General features: G+C 71.1%; 12 protein-coding genes. 5 read left to right on the top strand and 7 right to left on the bottom strand.

Translation table 11 applies throughout. The annotated features are described in order from the left end of the window. Positions 1-47: 47 nt before the first annotated feature. Genes mtnB through AQJ58_RS16075 form a run of 3 tightly spaced genes read right to left on the bottom strand, consistent with a single transcriptional unit; the run spans position 48 to position 1,977 of the window. Positions 48-656, bottom strand: coding sequence for a methylthioribulose 1-phosphate dehydratase (gene mtnB / locus AQJ58_RS16085; RefSeq protein ID WP_067250561.1), 609 nt, complete (start codon positions 654-656; stop codon positions 48-50). After that, positions 653-1,381 (bottom strand): acireductone synthase, encoded by a 729-nt coding sequence (gene mtnC, locus AQJ58_RS16080; RefSeq protein ID WP_067250559.1) that lies wholly within the window; start codon positions 1,379-1,381, stop codon positions 653-655. Before mtnC ends, mtnB begins: the two co-directional genes overlap by 4 nt. Beyond that, positions 1,378-1,977 carry a 1,2-dihydroxy-3-keto-5-methylthiopentene dioxygenase gene (locus tag AQJ58_RS16075; protein ID WP_067250557.1) on the bottom strand — a complete coding sequence of 200 codons (600 nt, stop codon included), beginning with the start codon at positions 1,975-1,977 and terminating at the stop codon, positions 1,378-1,380. The genes mtnC and AQJ58_RS16075 overlap by 4 nt, the downstream gene beginning before the upstream one ends. A 550-nt stretch (positions 1,978-2,527) precedes the next feature. On the opposite strand from AQJ58_RS16075, the gene AQJ58_RS16070 reads away from it, so the two are divergent. The 4 genes from AQJ58_RS16070 to mtnK are packed head-to-tail and all read left to right on the top strand — an operon-like array spanning position 2,528 to position 7,400. Next, entirely contained in the window at positions 2,528-3,625 is a 1,098-nt protein-coding gene (locus AQJ58_RS16070; RefSeq protein ID WP_067250555.1) for a substrate-binding domain-containing protein, read from the top strand. Beyond that, positions 3,612-5,132: a sugar ABC transporter ATP-binding protein gene (locus tag AQJ58_RS16065; protein WP_067250553.1), complete on the top strand. Its 1,521-nt coding sequence runs from the start codon at positions 3,612-3,614 to the stop codon at positions 5,130-5,132. The genes AQJ58_RS16070 and AQJ58_RS16065 overlap by 14 nt, the downstream gene beginning before the upstream one ends. 36 nt (positions 5,133-5,168) lie before the next feature. Continuing rightward, entirely contained in the window at positions 5,169-6,215 is a 1,047-nt protein-coding gene (locus tag AQJ58_RS16060) for an ABC transporter permease (RefSeq protein WP_067250550.1), read from the top strand. Between the two features lie 15 nt (positions 6,216-6,230). Further along, positions 6,231-7,400, top strand: coding sequence for an S-methyl-5-thioribose kinase (mtnK, locus tag AQJ58_RS16055; RefSeq protein ID WP_067250547.1), 1,170 nt, complete (start codon positions 6,231-6,233; stop codon positions 7,398-7,400). Positions 7,401-7,513: 113 nt separating this feature from the next. Here mtnK and AQJ58_RS16050 read toward each other — a convergent pair whose 3' ends face one another. From AQJ58_RS16050 to AQJ58_RS16035, 4 genes are all read right to left on the bottom strand, one after another. After that, positions 7,514-9,130, bottom strand: a complete 1,617-nt coding sequence (locus AQJ58_RS16050) for a glycerol-3-phosphate dehydrogenase/oxidase (RefSeq protein ID WP_067250544.1) — start codon at positions 9,128-9,130, stop codon at positions 7,514-7,516. A 51-nt stretch (positions 9,131-9,181) separates the two neighbouring features. Beyond that, the gene (glpK, locus tag AQJ58_RS16045; protein ID WP_067250541.1) at positions 9,182-10,720 is read right to left on the bottom strand and encodes a glycerol kinase GlpK; all 1,539 of its coding nucleotides are present in this window, start codon (positions 10,718-10,720) and stop codon (positions 9,182-9,184) included. 147 nt (positions 10,721-10,867) lie between these two features. Continuing rightward, positions 10,868-11,662 carry an MIP/aquaporin family protein gene (locus tag AQJ58_RS16040; protein ID WP_067250539.1) on the bottom strand — a complete coding sequence of 265 codons (795 nt, stop codon included), beginning with the start codon at positions 11,660-11,662 and terminating at the stop codon, positions 10,868-10,870. A 309-nt stretch (positions 11,663-11,971) separates the two neighbouring features. Beyond that, entirely contained in the window at positions 11,972-12,736 is a 765-nt protein-coding gene (locus AQJ58_RS16035; RefSeq protein WP_067250536.1) for an IclR family transcriptional regulator, read from the bottom strand. 338 nt (positions 12,737-13,074) lie between these two features. Here AQJ58_RS16035 and metH point away from each other — a divergent pair, with 338 nt between their 5' ends. After that, positions 13,075-16,587, top strand: coding sequence for a methionine synthase (gene metH, locus AQJ58_RS16030; RefSeq protein WP_067250533.1), 3,513 nt, complete (start codon positions 13,075-13,077; stop codon positions 16,585-16,587). The last annotated feature ends 19 nt before the right edge of the window (positions 16,588-16,606 follow it).

Genomic DNA, 16,606 nt, shown 5'->3' with positions numbered 1-16,606 from the left:
GACGGAGGGACCCCGGCCGTGGGGGTCCCTCCGCCGCGCGCACCGCGTCAGCGCTGCGACAGCTCCAACTCCAGCAGCCACTCGACGACTTCGGTGTGATGCCGGGCCTGACGGGGGTCGGCGCCCCACACGTACAGGCCGTGCCCCGCGACCACCACCGCCGGCATCCGGGGGTTGCGCGCCTCCTCCAGGCGGTCCCCGAGCACCTTCATGTCCTGGCTGTTGGCGATGACGGGCAGCGTCACCTCCACGTCGTGAGCCGGCTGCCCGACGCCCTTGAGCATCTCGACGTCCCGGAAGACGATCCCGCCCGGCTCACGCCGCCCCATGGCCACCGAGGCGACCGTGTGCACGTGCACCACGGCACCGGCCCCCGTCAGCGCGGCGACCCGCGCGTGCAGCTCGGCCTCGGCGGACGGCCGGCCGCCCCGCACCGCCGCCCCGCGAGCGTCCACCAGCACCACGTCCGCGGGCGTCAGTTCCCCCTTGTCGTGGCCGCTCGCGGTGACCGCGAGCCGCAGCGGGTCGCGGGAGAGCACCACGGACAGGTTCCCCGACGTGCCCCGCATCCAGCCGAAGGAGGCGAACCGGGCGGACTCGGCGGCCAGGACCGCGCCCGCCTCTTCCAGGTCGAGTGCGGAGATGTCGGTGCTCACGTGGTGCTCCTCGCAACGGTGATCTCGTCGAACGTCCCCGCCTGCGCGTGGTCGCCGACGCCCTGCTCGTAGTACGGCTCCCCGGGCCGCCGGATCCCGACGGTGTGCCAGCCGGCCTCGCGGGCCGCGTCCAGTTCGCCCGGCCGGTCGGAGAGGAACAGCAGACGGTGCGGGGCGGTCCCGGTCGCCTCCGCGATCCGGCGGTACGACGCCGGCTCCTGCTTGGGCCCCGCGTTCTCGGTGTCGTACAGCCCCGACACGAGCGGTGTGAGGTCGCCCTGCGGGCTGTGGGTGAACCACGCCCGCTGCGCCGCCACCGAGCCGGAGGAGTAGACGTACAGCCGCAGCCCCGCCGTGTGCCAGGCGCGCAGTGCGGGGACGACGTCGTCGTAGAAGTGCGAGACGAGGTCGCCGCGGGCGAACCCCTCCGACCAGACGATGCCCTGAAGGGTCTTCAGCGGGGTCGCCTTGCGGTCGTCGTCCAGCCAGGCGTTCAGCGTGTCGACGACCGCGGCCGCGTCGGCGTCCGGCTCCCCGGTCAGCTCCCGCACCTGGGCGATCGCCCGCGCCACTGCGGGCTCGGCGGAACGCTGGGTGAGCAGCTCGGCGAACCGGGCGCGCGAGTACGGGTACAGCACGTCGACGACGAAGCCCGTGGCGCTCGTCGTGCCCTCGATGTCGAGCACCACGGCGGCCACGTCGAAGCGCGGGTCGGGCAGGGTCACGCGGCACCCTTGTCTGCCGCGTACCCGGCGGCGATCGTGTCGTAGTCCGGGAAGCGCGCGGAGATCGGGGAACCGGTGAAGTTGCCGATCCAGCCGTCCTCCTCGTGGAAGAAGCGGATGGCGGTGAAGGACGGCCGCGTGCCCATGTCGAACCAGTGGGTGGTGCCGCGCGGCACGCCCAGCAGGTCGCCCTTCTCGCAGTAGACCGCGTGCACCTCGCCGTTCACGTGCAGATAGAAGATGCCGGAGCCGGAGACGAAGAAGCGGACCTCGTCATCGTCGTCGTGCGTGTGCTCCTGGAGGAACTTCTCGCGGGCGGCCTTCGCCTTCGCCGGGTACTCGGGGTCGTCGCCCGGGTGCAGACCGAGGACGTCGACGGTGGTGAAGCCCTCCTGCGCGTTCAGCTTCTCGATCTCCGGTCCGTACGCGGCGAACACGGTCTCGCTGTCGGCGTCGAAGGGGACGTCCTCGCGGATCGGCCACTGCTCGTAGCGCACGCCCAGCGGCTTGAGGGCCTCGGCGATCTCGGCGGGGTCGGAGGTACGGCGGAGCAGGGTCTGCGGGCCGGACTCGGCCCAGCTCGTCAGCAGCGTCATGGGGGCAACTCCAGGAGTCTGGAAGGGATGTCCGGATACCGAGACGGAATCGGACGCGTTCTTCGGTCGGAGGCGAGAGGAGGGCGGCGGCGGTGGAGCGTCACTCAGCCGCGACACGCCGCGCCGGGACAGCGCCACATGCCGGGCATGCGCAGCGCGTTCGCGCAGGGTGTCGTCATCGGGGCCTCACGTGCCGGGAGGGGTGCCGGTCCGCCGATGGTAACGCCCGACCGGGGACGAACCGCCTGTGACGTAATCGTTGTCCCGAATGGTGAGATTTGGTGTTCATCTCTTTGACGGGTGGCTGAAAACGTTCTCATGATCTCCCTATGAAGACGCTGCTGCTCGTGCGGCGGCTGTACGTGGATTTGCTCCGGTCGACCACGGCCAGCTGTCGCTGACCTCTCCCGGAGCCTTGACGCGCCCGTGTTCCGCCGGGTGTTCCCGCCGTCCGTGCGATGGCTTGTTCCCGTCCCCCGCTCCGGGCCCACGCATTCCCTTCATCTCCCCGCGCGTTCCCCGCTGCGCCACCCCGCCCTGGAGCATCCTCATGTCCCGCACCCGTCTGCCCCTCGCCGCGCTCTCGCTGGCCTCCGTCTCCGCCCTCGTCCTGTCCGGCTGCTCCCAGTCCTCCAACGCCTCCAAGAGCTCCGGCGACACCGCGGCCTCCGCCTCCGCCGCCACCGGCCAGAAGCCCGCCCCCTTCAGCAAGGGCGCGGTCAAGGTGGCCCTGGTCCGCCAGAGCGGCGCCGGCGACTACTTCGAGCAGTGGGGCAACGGCGCCAAGGCCCAGGCCAAGGCCCTCGGTATCGACCTCACCGTGTACGACGCCCAGGCCGACAACGCCAAGCAGGCCACCGACCTGTCCTCGGCCATCAACTCCGGGGCCCAGGCGATCATCATCGACCACGGCTTCCCGGCGACCATCCAGCCCGAGATCGACAAGGCCGTGAAGAAGGGCATCAAGGTCGTCGTCTACGACGTCGAGACCGACACCCAGGGCGTCGTCTCCACCGAGCAGGACGACGCCAGCATGGCCAAGGCCGTCCTCGACGTGATGGCGAAGGAGGTCGGCAAGGACGCCGCGGTCGGCTACGTCAACGTCGCCGGCTACGCCGCCCTCGACAAGCGCGACACCGTCTGGAAGTCCACCGTGGCCTCCGAGGGCTGGAAGCAGCAGTTCAAGGTCGGCAAGGTGACCGACTCCACCGCCACCGACAACGTTCCCCTGGTCTCCGCCGCGCTCACCCAGCACTCCGACGTGGCCGGCGTCTTCGCCCCCTACGACGAGCTCGCCAAGGGCACCGTCCTCGCCGTGCAGAACAAGAAGCTCCAGAAGAAGGTGAAGGTCTTCGGCGCGGACGTCTCCAACGCCGACATCCAGCAGATGACCGCCGCCGACAGCCCCTGGGTCGCGACCGCCGGAACCGACCCCTCCGCCGTCGGCGCCGCCGTCGTGCGCACCACCGCGCTGGAGCTGGCCGGCCAGCTGAACAAGACCTCCGTCGAGTTCCCGGCCGTCGCCATCACCCAGGACTTCCTGCGCGAGAAGAAGATCGCCAACATGGACGAACTCCGCAAGGCGCTGCCCGCGCTGAACCTGTCCCAGGTCTCGACCGCGGACTGGATCGCGAATGTCGCCCACTGAGACGCCGGCGGTCGCTCTCGCCGACGTCAGCATGGCGTTCGGCGGAAAGCCCGTCCTCGCCTCCGTCTCGCTGGACATCGCGCCGGGCAGCGTGGTCGCGCTGCTCGGCGCGAACGGCGCAGGCAAGTCGACCCTGATCAAGATCCTGTCGGGCGTGCACACGGACCACGGGGGCGAGGTACGGGTCGCCGGGGAACCCGCGGCCCTGCACTCCCCGCTCGCCGCCCGCCGGCTGGGCATCCAGACCGTCCACCAGCGCATCGGCGAGGGCATCGTGCCCGGCCTCAGCGTCGCCGAGAACCTGGTCTTCGAGGAACTCGCCCAGCGGCGCGGCAACCCGTTCCTCGGCGGCCGCGCCACCCTGGCCCGCGCCCGCGAGATCCAGGCCGGCCTCGGCCTGGACTGGAGCGACGCCGTGCTGAAGCAGGACGTCACCGAACTCGGCATCTCCGAACGGCAGTTGCTGATCCTCGCCCGCGCCCTGGCCACCCGGCCCCGGCTGCTCATCCTCGACGAGCCGACCTCCGCGCTCTCCGCCGCCGAGGCCGACCGCCTCTTCGGGCTCATCCGCAGGATGCGCGAGGACGGCATCGCCGTGCTCTACGTCTCCCACCGCCTCGGTGAGATCGACGCCCTCGCCGACCGGCTGGTCGTCCTGCGCGACGGACTCCTCACCGAGGACCAGGTCCGGCCGTTCGACTGGGACGCCGCCCTGCGCGCGATGCTCGCCCAGGCCCAGGAGGCGACCACCGCCCGCCCGGTCCGCGAGGGCGAGCGCGGCGAGAGCGTCCTCTCCCTGCGCGGGGTGCGCCTCTTCGACGGCCGCGCGCCCCTGGACCTCGATCTGCGCACCGGGGAAGTGACCGGAGTCGTCGGCCTGCTGGGCGCCGGCAAGACCGAACTGGCCCGCGGCCTCTTCGGCGCCGAGCCCTTCACCACCGGCACGGTCGAACTGGCCGGCACGGCCTACGCCCCCCGCCGCCCCGCCGACGCCATCCGGGCCGGCGTCCACCTCGTCCCCGAGGACCGGCACACCGACGCCCTCGTGCCCGGCTGGTCGATCGCGCAGAACGTCTCCCTGCCGTTCCTGAAGTCGCTCTCCCGCGCGGGCCTGGTCCAGCGGTCCCGGGAGGACGCCCTCGGCCGGGCCACCGTCGAGGCCCTCGGGGTCGTCACCCGCGACGAGCACAGCACCGTCGAGGAACTGTCCGGCGGCAACCAGCAGAAGGTCGTCGTCGGCCGCTGGCTCGCCGAGACCCCGCGCGTCCTCATCCTGGACGAACCGTTCCGGGGAGTGGACATCGGCGCCCGCCGCGACATCGGCCGCCGGGCCCGGACCCTCGCCGCCGAGGGCGCCGCCGTCCTCGTCCTGTCCGCCGACGTCGACGAGGTCCTCGAGATCGCCGACCGGGTCGTCGTCCTCGCGGCCGGTGAGATCCACCTCGACGCCCACGGCGAGGACGCCGAGCGCGACCGCGTCATCCAGACCATCTCGGCGTCCGTCTGACGCCGGCCCGCCCCACGAAGTCCGGGAAAGCACCCCATGACCACCACCCAGAGCACCGAGACCCCGGCGCAGACGGCGACCCCGCCCGCCCCCGGCACCGCCCCGCGCGTCCAGAACGCCGTCATCCGATACGGGTTCATCTTCGTCACGGTCGCGCTCTTCCTGTACTTCGCGCTGACCGAGGGCTCCTTCCGCGAGTCGGCGACCCTCCTCGACACCCTGCGGTACGTCTCCGTCGCCGCGATCCTCGGCCTCGGCGTCACCCTCACCATGGCCGTCGGCGGAATGGACATGTCCGTCGGCGCCGTCGCCGGTCTCGGAGTCTCCGTCGCCGCCCAGACCATGGTCGTCCTCAACCAGGTCGGCACGGTCGCCATCCTCGCCGTCCTGGTCGCCGGCGCCCTCGCCGGACTGCTCAACGCACTGCTCATCGTCGTCCTGAAGATCCCCGACATGCTCGCCACCCTCGGCACCATGTTCGTCATCCAGGGCAGCAAACTGATCCTCGTCGACGGCCAGTCGATCACCCCCGGCATGACCCTGGACGACGGCTCCACCGCCCCCGGCACCTTCACCGACGGCTTCCTGAAGATCGACCGCGGCACGGTCCTCGGCGTCCCGGTCTCCGTGCTGATCTTCGGCGCGCTCACCGTGGCCGCCTGGGTCTTCCTCGCTCGCACCCGCTGGGGCCGGATCCTGTACGCCATCGGCGCCAACCCCGAGGCCTCCCGGCTGGCCGGCATCCGCGTCGGCGCCTACCGCGCCCTGGCCTACGTCGTCTCCGGCGTCCTCGCCTCCGTCGGCGGACTCATCCTCGCCTCCCGCATCGGCCAGGGCGACGTCTCCGCGGGCACCTCCCAGCTGCTCGAAGCGGTGGCCGTGGCGCTGGTCGGCACCTCCGTGCTCGGCCGGGGCCGCCCCAACGTCTGGGGCACCGCGCTCGGCGCCGTCCTGATCGGCATCATCACCACCGGCCTCACCATCAAGGGCCTGCCCTACTACACCCAGGACGTCGTCGAGGGCGCGGTCCTCATCCTCGCCCTCGTCTTCAGCTTCACCCTGTCCAAGCGCCGCACCGCATAAGGGAGTTCACCGACCATGGGCTACCGCGTCCTGGAGACCGACGACATCCCGGCCTACCTGCGCGAGCGGGGACACTGGCCGGACCGCGAGGAGATCACCGTCCGGGAGGTGTCCGACGGCAACATCAACCGCGTCTTCCTCGCCTCCAACGCCGACGGCACCCGCAGCCTCGCCCTGAAGCAGGCCCTGCCCTACGTCCGGGTCGCCGGCCCCTCCTGGCCGCTCAGCCCCGAGCGCGCCGACGCCGAGGCCCGCGCCTACGAGCAGGTCGCCAGGGTCGCCCCCGACAAGATCCCCGCGATCCAGGGCTACGACCCCGAGCACTTCGCCCTCGTCATGGAGGACCTCTCCGACCTGGAGGTCCTGCGCACCGCCCTCAACGAGGGCGCCCCCTACGGCCCGCACACCTCCGCCCGCATCGGCGAGTTCGTCGCCCAGCTCACCTTCGCCACCAGCGACTTCGGCATGTCCTCCGCCGACCGCAAAGCCCTGCTCGCCGTCTCCGTGAACCCCGAGCTCTGCAAGATCACCGAGGATGTCGTCCTCTCCGAGCCGTACGTCGAACATGAGCACAACCACTGGCACCCGGACCTCGACGACCTGGCCACCGCCGTCCGCGCCGACACCCGGCTGCGCACCGAGGTCGCCGACCTCCGCCACACCTTCATGACCGGCGCCCAGGCCCTCCTCCACGGCGACCTGCACACCGGCAGCATCATGGTGGGCGAGCGGGAGGGCGCCCCCGTGGTGCGGGTGTTCGACCCCGAGTTCTCCTTCGTCGGACCGATCGGCTACGACCTCGGCCTGTACTGGGCGGGCGCCCTCGTCTCCGAGGAACGCGCGCGGGCCCTCGGCACGCTGTCCGACCACGCCGAACAGCTCCGGCTGTCCTGGGAGGCGTTCGAGACGGAGTTCCGCCGGCGGTGGCCGGCCCGCGTCGACACCTTCTTCGACGACGCCTACCTCGACCGCTTCCTGCGCCGCGTGTGGACGGACGCGATCGGCTTCGCCGGCACGGAGATCGTCCGTCGCGTCATCGGCTTCGCCCACCTCACCGACCTCACGACCCTCCCCGACCCGGTCCCGGCGTCCCGGCGCGCCCTGCTCCTGGGCCGTGAACTGATCGTGCGGCGCGCGGAACTGAGGAACCCCGACGAGGTGAGGGCGCTGGTGGAGACCGCCTGACCTCACCCGGCGCGCAGGCCGCGCGGCGTACGAAAGGGGCGGCTCCCGCGAGGGAGCCGCCCCTGTCACACCCGTACCGGCCCCGGTCAGGGGGGTGGGCCGGCGCGGACGGTCTACCTCTTGTCGAGCAGGCCCTGCACCTTGCCGCGCACCTCGTCCGTGGCCAGGCCGCGGATCGTCAGCGTGGTGCGGCGGCGCAGCACGTCGTCCGCCGTCTGTGCCCACTCGTGGTCCCGGGCGTAGACGACCTGCGCCCAGATCTCGGGGGCGTCGGGGTGGACGCGCCGTCCCAGCTCGGGGTTGTCGTTCGCCAGCCGGGCGATGTCGAAGGCCAGCGAGCCGTAGTGGGTGGCCAGGTGCTTGGCGGTGTCGGCCGCCATGCGCGGGCCGGGCGCCGGGTTGTCCACCAGCAGCCGGTGCGCGACCGCGCGCGGGTTGGCGACACCGGGCAGCGGCAGCTTCTTCGGCAGCGAGGAGATCGGCTCGAAGTCGTCGCCGAGCGGGTGGCCGGGCAGCGCCTCCAGCTTCTGCATCACCGTACGGCCGATGTGGCGGAAGGTGGTCCACTTGCCGCCCGCGACGGACAGCATCCCGCCCCGGCCCTCGGTCACCACCGTCTCGCGCTTGGCCTTGGCGGTGTCGCCGGGCCCGCCCGGCAGCACCCGCAGACCCGCGAAGGCGTACGTGATGTTGTCCCGGGAGAGCTGCTGGTCGCGGACGGAGAACGCGGCCTCGTCGAGGATCTGCGCGATGTCCTTGTCGTTGACCGCGACGTCCGCCGGGTCGCCCTCGAACTCCTCGTCGGTGGTGCCCAGCAGCAGCATGTCCTCCCAGGGGAGGGCGAAGGTGATCCGGTACTTGTCGATGGGGGTCGCGAGCGCGGCCTTCCACGGGGAGGTCCGCTTCAGCACCAGGTGCGCGCCCTTGGAGAGCCGGATGGAGGGGGCCGCGTTCGGGTCCTCCATCTTCCGCAGGTGGTCGACCCAGGGGCCGGTCGCGTTGAGCACCAGCCGGGCGTTCACCCCGAACTCGTCACCGGACACGCGGTCCTTCAGGTCCGCGCCGGTGACCCGGCCGCGGGTGAAGCGCAGGCCGGTGACCTCGGCGTGGTTGAGGACGACCGCGCCCGCCTCGACGGCCGCGCGGACCGTCATCAGCGCCATGCGCGCGTCGTTCATCTGGTCGTCGCCGTACACGGCCACGGCCTTGAGGTTCTCGGTGCGCAGCTCGGGCACGTCCTGCGCGGCCTTGGCGGGGGAGAGCAGATGCCCGACCCCGTCGCCGAACGCCGACAGGGCGGAGTAGGCGAACACGCCCGCCCCGAGCTTCGCCGCGCCGTGCGGCCCGCCCTTGTACACGGGGAGGTAGAACGTGAGCGGGTTCGCCAGGTGGGGGGCCACCTGGCGGGAGACCGCACGGCGCTCGAAGTGGTTCTCCGCCACCAGCTTCACCGCGCCGGTCTGCAGATAGCGCAGACCGCCGTGGAGCAGCTTGGAGGAGGCGGAGGAGGTGGCGCCGGCGAAGTCGCCGGCGTCGACCAGGGCCACCCTGAGGCCGGACTGCGCGGCGTGCCAGGCGGTGGAGATGCCCAGGATGCCGCCGCCGATCACGAGAAGGTCGTACGACGCCTTGGAGAGCTGCTCCCGGGTCTCGGCGCGGCTCGGGTTCGAGCCGGAGGCCGGGTGGGTCCCCAGGGCAGGCACGGAACTCAGGGTGGACTGACTGGTCATGTCGGGTTCTTACTCCTCATCAGAGCTGTGCGCGGGGGGCGTCAGCTCTCGTCAGCTTTCGTCTTCGAGCCAGCCCATGGTCCGCTCGACGGCCTTGAGCCAGGTCTTGTACTCACGGTCGCGGGTCTCCGCGTCCATGCGGGGGGTCCACTCGGCGGCCCGCCGCCAGTTGGCGCGCAGGTCGTCGGTGCTGGTCCAGAAGCCGACGGCGAGACCGGCGGCGTAGGCGGCGCCGAGGCAGGTGGTCTCGGCGACCATCGGGCGCACCACGGGGGCGTCCAGGAAGTCCGAGAGCGTCTGCATCAGCAGGTTGTTGGAGGTCATGCCGCCGTCGACCTTGAGGGCCGCGAGCTCGACGCCCGAGTCCTTGGTCATGGCGTCCGTGATCTCACGGGTCTGCCAGGCGGTGGCCTCCAGGACGGCGCGCGCGAGGTGCGCCTTGGTGACGTACCGGGTGAGGCCGGCGATCACACCGCGGGCGTCGGAGCGCCAGTGCGGGGCGAACAGACCGGAGAAGGCCGGCACGAAGTAGGCGCCGCCGTTGTCCTCGACGGAGAGCGCGAGCGTCTCGATCTCGGCGGCGGTGGAGATCAGGCCCATCTGGTCGCGCATCCACTGCACCAGCGAACCGGTGACGGCGATCGAGCCCTCGAGGGCGTAGACCGGCGCCTGGTCGCCGATGCGGTAGCCGACGGTGGTCAGCAGACCCGAGTACGAGTTGATGATCTTCTCACCGGTGTTCATGAGCATGAACGTGCCGGTGCCGTACGTCGACTTGGCCTCGCCCTCGGAGAAACAGGTCTGGCCGAACAGGGCCGCCTGCTGGTCGCCGAGCGCGGAGGCGACCGGGATGCCGCCGAGCAGGTCGCCGAGCTTGCCGCCGGTGACCTCGCCGTAGACCTCGGCGGAGGAGCGGATCTCGGGGAGCATCGCCAGCGGGACGCCGATGGACTCGGCGATCTTGTCGTCCCACTCCAGGGTGTGGAGGTTCATCAGCATGGTGCGGGAGGCGTTGGTGACGTCGGTGTAGTGCTTGCCGCCGTCGACACCGCCGGTCAGGTTCCAGATGACCCAGGTGTCCATGGTGCCGAAGAGGATGTCGCCCGCCTCGGCGCGCTCGCGCAGACCCTCGACGTTGTCGAGCAGCCAGCGGGCCTTGGGGCCGGCGAAGTACGAGGCCAGCGGCAGGCCGGTCTCACGGCGGAAGCGGTCCTGGCCGACGTTGCGGCCGAGCTCCTTGCACAGGGCGTCGGTGCGGGTGTCCTGCCAGACGATGGCGTTGTGGACGGGCTCACCGGTGTTCCTGTCCCACAGCACGGTGGTCTCGCGCTGGTTGGTGATGCCGATGGCCTTGATGTCGTCGCGGGTGATGCCGGCCTTCTGGATGGCGCCGGCGACGACCTCCTGGACGTTGGTCCAGATCTCGTTGGCGTTGTGCTCGACCCAGCCCGGCTTGGGGAAGATCTGCTCGTGCTCCTTCTGGTCGACCGAGACGATACGGCCGTCCTTGTCGAAGACGATGCAGCGGCTGGAGGTGGTGCCCTGGTCGATCGCGGCGATGAAGGGGCCGGCGGTGTGGGCGTCGGTCACTGAGTGCTCCCGGGGTTCCGTGGGTAAGGGGCTGTCTGTACGGCGCGGTGCTGTTCAAGTGCGGTGAAGGCCGAGGTGAAGCTCTTCGTGCTCGTCAAGCCCTTCAAGTGCTTCGAGTGCTTCACACGCTTCAAGCTCTTCGTGCTCTTAAGCAAAGGCGACGTTGTAGATGCCTGCAGCGATGGCGCCGCCGATCAGCGGACCGACCACCGGGATCCAGGCGTAGCCCCAGTCGGAGCCGCCCTTGTTGGGCAGGGGCAGGAGGGCGTGGACGATGCGCGGACCGAGGTCACGGGCCGGGTTGATCGCGTAGCCGGTCGGGCCGCCGAGGGACAGTCCGATCGAGACGACCACCAGCGCGGTGACGAGGGCACCGAGGGTGCCGAGGCCGTTGCCCTTGTCGTTGAGGCCCTGGGTGAGGACGGCGAGGACCAGCACCACGGTGCCGACGATCTCCGTGGCGAGGTTCTGCCAGGGGACCCGGATCTCCGGGCCGGTGGAGAAGATGCCGAGGACCGGACCCGCGCCCTTCTCCTGGGCCTCGACCGACTTGGCCGTCGTGGCCTGGGCGCCCGGGCCGCCGACGATCTCCTTGTCGGTGAGGTGCGCCTGGAACTGGCCGTAGTAGGCGACCCACACCAGGGTGGCGCCGATCGCGGCGCCCAGCAGCTGGCCCGCCCAGTAGACCGGAACGTCGCTCCAGTCGCCGTCCTTGATCGCGAGCGCGAGCGTCACGGCCGGGTTCAGGTGGGCGCCGGACAGCGGCGCCGAGGTGTAGACGGCCGTGAGCACGGCGAAGCCCCACCCGAAGGTGATGGCGAGCCAGCCGGCGTTGCGGGCCTTGGAGGCCTTCAGCGTGACGGCGGCGCAGACGCCTCCGCCGAGCAGGATGAGTATGGCGGTACCGATGGTCTCGCCGATGAAGATGTCGGAGCTGGACACCCGCGACTCCTTTGTCCTTCGTCCAGGGATGCCGTTCTCCCCGGGTCCCTCCGGGGGGCTGGCGCCCTCGGGAGTGAGAGCGATGCCGGTCCTTGGCGTTGTCACACTCTAGCGCGTATTGCCGGTAGGTGTTCGACAATGCCGACCGATGGACGGGAGTCTTTCCCCGGCGTCGCGCGTGCGTCAAGGGTTCGGTTCTCGAAAACGCGATCGTTACTGATCCCTGGTCTCCGGGTGGCGCACCGCGGCCTGCGCACGGGCATGACGAAGGCCGGGACGCCCCCTGGCGTCCCGGCCCGAAGTCCCTGCTCAGAAGCGCCCGGCGCCCAGGTCCCGCGACACCGCGCGGGCGCAGTCCCGCACCGCCGCGATCAGCTCCGGCCGCAGCTCGCCGTCCCGGCGCAGCCGCTCCACGGCACCCGTGATGCCGACCGCCCCGACCGGCATGCGGCGCCGGTCGTGGATGGGCGCCGCGAGGGAGGCCACGCCCTCCCAGGTCTCCTCCACGTCGGCCGCGTAGCCCCGCGCGCGCGTGACGTCGAGGATGTGCTCGAAGTCGTCCGCGTCGCACACCGTGCGGTCCGTGAAGGGCTTGCGGTCGGCCTCCAGGGCCTCGCTGTGCGCCACCGGGTCGTACGCCGACAGCACCTTGCCCAGGGCCGTGGAGTGCAACGGCTGCATGGCCCCGATCTCCAGCACCTGCCGGCTGTCGTCCGGCCGGAAGACGTGGTGCACGATCAGCACGCCCTGCTGGTGCAGCACGCCCAGGTGGACGCTCTCACCGCTGGACCGCGCCAGGTCGTCCGTCCACACCAGGGCCCGCGCGCGCAGCTCGTGCACGTCCAGGTAGGTGGTGCCCAGCCGCAGCAGCTCCGCGCCCAGCTGGTAGCGCCCGGAGGTGTCGTCCTGTTCGACGAACCCCTCCTGCTGGAGCGTGCGCAGGATGCCGTGGGCGGTGCCCTTGGCCAGGCCGAGCGCGGAGGCGATGTCGGACAGGCCCAGCCGCCGCTCCCCGCCCGCGAGCAGCCGCAGCATCGCCGCCGCCCGTTCGACCGACTGGATGTTCCGTGCCATCCGCCCTCCTGCCTCCGTCCCCTTAGCCGTCCACGCGCGGCACGCAAGTACCGTCGTTCGGCAATGTCGAACACTACCGGTCCATGTCGACCTCCCGCTAATGGTCGGTCAACACCCGCTGCGCCACCCGACGCCCTGAGGTGACGTGGCGGCAGTGTGGCGGTGACCGGCCCCGCGCGCGAGCACCGGTACGTCCGTCCTGCCCGTCCACCCCGTGGACGCCCTGACCATAAGGCCCGGACCCGGCTACCCTGACGGCGTGCGCACTCCCCGGGAAGCGGCACCGCGTCCCGGGGTCACGCAAAGCCGACAGCCGTCGCACCCGAGGGAGCCCTTCCATGGCCTCTGTGCCGCCGACCCCTTCCGCCGACAGCCGGACCCGTGTGTCCGCGCTCCGCCAGGCCCTGGCCACCCGCGTGGTGGTGGCCGACGGGGCCATGGGCACCATGCTCCAGGCCCAGGAGCCCACCCTCGAGGACTTCGAGAACCTCGAGGGCTGCAACGAGATCCTCAACCTCACCCGGCCCGACATCGTCCGTTCGGTCCACGAGGCCTACTTCGACGCGGGCGTCGACTGCGTCGAGACCAACACGTTCGGCGCAAACCACTCCGCCATGGCCGAATACGACATCGCCGACCGCGTGTTCGAACTGTCCGAGGCCGGCGCCCGCATCGCCCGCGAGAGCGCCGACGCCTTCGGCGCCCGCGACGGCCGGCAGCGCTGGGTCCTCGGCTCGATCGGCCCCGGCACCAAGCTGCCCACCCTCGGCCACATCGGCTACGGCGTCCTGCGCGACGGCTTCCAGGCCAACGCCGAGGGCCTCCTCGCCGGCGGCGCCGACGCCCTGATCGTCGAGACCACCCAGGACCTCCTCCAGACGAAGGCCTCCGTCCTGGGCGCCAAGCGCGCCATGGCCGCCACCGGAGCCGACGTCCCGCTCCTGGTCTCCATGGCCTTCGAGACCACCGGCACCATGCTGCTGGGCTCCGAGATCGGCGCCGCGCTCACCGCCCTGGAACCCCTGGGCATCGACATGATCGGCCTGAACTGTTCCACCGGCCCCGCCGAGATGAGCGAGCACCTGCGCTACCTCGCCCGGCACTCCCGCACCCCCCTGCTGTGCATGCCGAACGCCGGTCTGCCGATCCTCACCAAGGACGGCGCCCACTTCCCGCTCGACGCCAAGGGCCTGGCCGACGCCCAGGAGAACTTCGTCCGCGACTACGGCCTCAACCTCATCGGCGGCTGCTGCGGCACCACCCCCGAGCACCTCAGGCAGCTCGTGGACCGCCTCAGGGGCGCCACACCCGTCGAGCGCGCCCCCCGCCCCGAGCCCGGCGCCGCCTCCCTCTACCAGACGGTCCCCTTCCGCCAGGACACCTCGTACCTGGCGATCGGCGAGCGCACCAACGCCAACGGCTCCAAGAAGTTCCGCGAGGCGATGCTTCAGGCCCGCTGGGACGACTGCGTCGAGATGGCCCGCGAACAGATCCGCGAGGGCGCGCACATGCTCGACCTGTGCGTCGACTACGTCGGCCGCGACGGCGTCGCCGACATGGCGGAACTCGCCGGCCGCTTCGCCACCGCCTCCACCCTGCCGATCGTCCTGGACTCCACCGAGGTGCCCGTCATCCAGGCCGGTCTGGAGAAGCTCGGCGGCCGCGCGGTCATCAACTCCGTCAACTACGAGGACGGCGACGGACCCGAGTCGCGCTTCGCCAAGGTCACCCGCCTGGCCCAGGAACACGGCGCCGCGCTGATCGCCCTCACCATCGACGAGGAGGGCCAGGCCCGCACCCCCGAGAAGAAGGTCGAGATCGCCGAACGGCTCATCGACGACCTCACCGGGAACTGGGGCATCCAGGAGTCGGACATCCTCATCGACACCCTGACCTTCACCATCTGCACCGGTCAGGAGGAGTCCCGGGGGGACGGCATCGCCACCATCGAGGCGATCCGCGAACTCAAGCGCCGCCACCCCGACGTCCAGACCACCCTGGGCCTGTCCAACATCTCCTTCGGCCTCAACCCGGCCGCCCGCATCCTGCTGAACTCCGTCTTCCTCGACGAGTGCGTCAAGGCGGGCCTCGACTCCGCCATCGTCCACGCCTCCAAGATCCTGCCGATCGCCCGCTTCAGCGAGGAGGAGGTCACCACCGCCCTCGACCTCATCCACGACCGCCGCGCCGAGGGCTACGACCCCCTCCAGAAGCTCATGCAGCTCTTCGAGGGCGCCACCGCCAAGTCCCTCAAGGCCGGCAAGGCCGAGGAACTGGCCGCCCTGCCGCTGGAGGAGCGCCTCAAGCGCCGCATCATCGACGGCGAGAAGAACGGCCTGGAGGCCGACCTCGACGAGGCGCTGCTGACCCGCCCGGCCCTCGACATCGTCAACGAGACCCTGCTGGACGGCATGAAGGTCGTCGGCGAGCTGTTCGGCTCCGGCCAGATGCAGCTGCCGTTCGTCCTGCAGTCCGCCGAGGTCATGAAGGCGGCCGTCGCCCACCTCGAACCGCACATGGAGAAGTCCGACGCCGACGGCAAGGGCACCATCGTGCTCGCCACCGTGCGCGGCGACGTCCACGACATCGGCAAGAACCTCGTCGACATCATCCTGTCCAACAACGGCTACAACGTCGTCAACCTCGGCATCAAGCAGCCCGTCTCCGCGATCCTCGACGCCGCCCAGGAGCACGACGCCGACGTCATCGGCATGTCCGGCCTCCTGGTCAAGTCCACGGTGATCATGAAGGAGAACCTGGAGGAGCTGAACCAGCGCGGCCTGGCCGCCGACTACCCGGTCATCCTCGGCGGCGCCGCCCTCACCCGCGCCTACGTCGAACAGGACCTCCACGAGATCTACCAGGGCGAGGTCCGCTACGCCCGCGACGCCTTCGAGGGCCTGCACCTCATGGACGCCCTCATCGGCGTCAAGCGCGGCGTCCCCGGCGCCAAGCTGCCCGAGCTCAAGCAGCGCCGCGTCCGCGCCGCCGCCGTGGCCGTCGAGGAACGCCCCGAGGAGGGCCACGTCCGCTCCGACGTCGCCACCGACAACCCCATCCCGACACCCCCGTTCTGGGGGACCCGCGTCATCAAGGGCATCCAGCTCAAGGAGTACGCCACCTGGCTGGACGAGGGCGCCCTCTTCAAGGGGCAGTGGGGCCTCAAGCAGGCCCGCACCGGAGACGGACCCACCTACGAGGAACTCGTCGAGACCGAGGGCCGCCCGCGCCTGCGCGGCCTGCTGGACCGCCTCCAGACCGAGAACCTCCTCGAGGCCGCCGTCGTCCACGGCTACTTCCCCTGCGTGTCCAAGGACGACGACCTGATCATCCTGGACGAGCACGGCAACGAGACCACCCGCTTCACCTTCCCCCGCCAGCGCCGCGGCCGTCGGCTGTGCCTCGCGGACTTCTTCCGCCCCCAGGAATCGGGCGAGACCGACGTCGTCGGCCTCCAGGTCGTCACCGTCGGCTCCCGCATCGGCGAGGAGACCGCCAAGCTCTTCGCGTCCGACTCCTACCGCGACTACCTCGAACTGCACGGCCTGTCCGTCCAGCTCGCCGAGGCCCTCGCCGAGTACTGGCACGCCCGCGTGCGCTCCGAACTCGGCTTCGCCGGCGAGGACCCCGCCGACATCGAGGACATGTTCTCCCTGAAGTACCGCGGCGCCCGCTTCTCCCTCGGCTACGGCGCCTGCCCCGACCTGGAGGACCGCGCCAAGATCGCCGCCCTGCTCCGGCCCGAGCGGATCGGCGTCCACCTGTCCGAGGAGTTCCAGCTCCACCCCGAGCAGTCCACGGACGCCATCGTCATCCACCACCCCGAGGCCAAGTACTTCAACGCACGGTGACATGTCACTGAGCACACTG

The organism is Streptomyces sp. DSM 15324, from assembly GCF_001514285.1.
In the GTDB taxonomy this organism is placed as follows: Bacteria; Actinomycetota; Actinomycetes; order Streptomycetales; family Streptomycetaceae; genus Streptomyces.
Note: the sequence above shows the minus strand (reverse complement) of the source record. Positions and strands in the feature narration are given on the sequence as shown.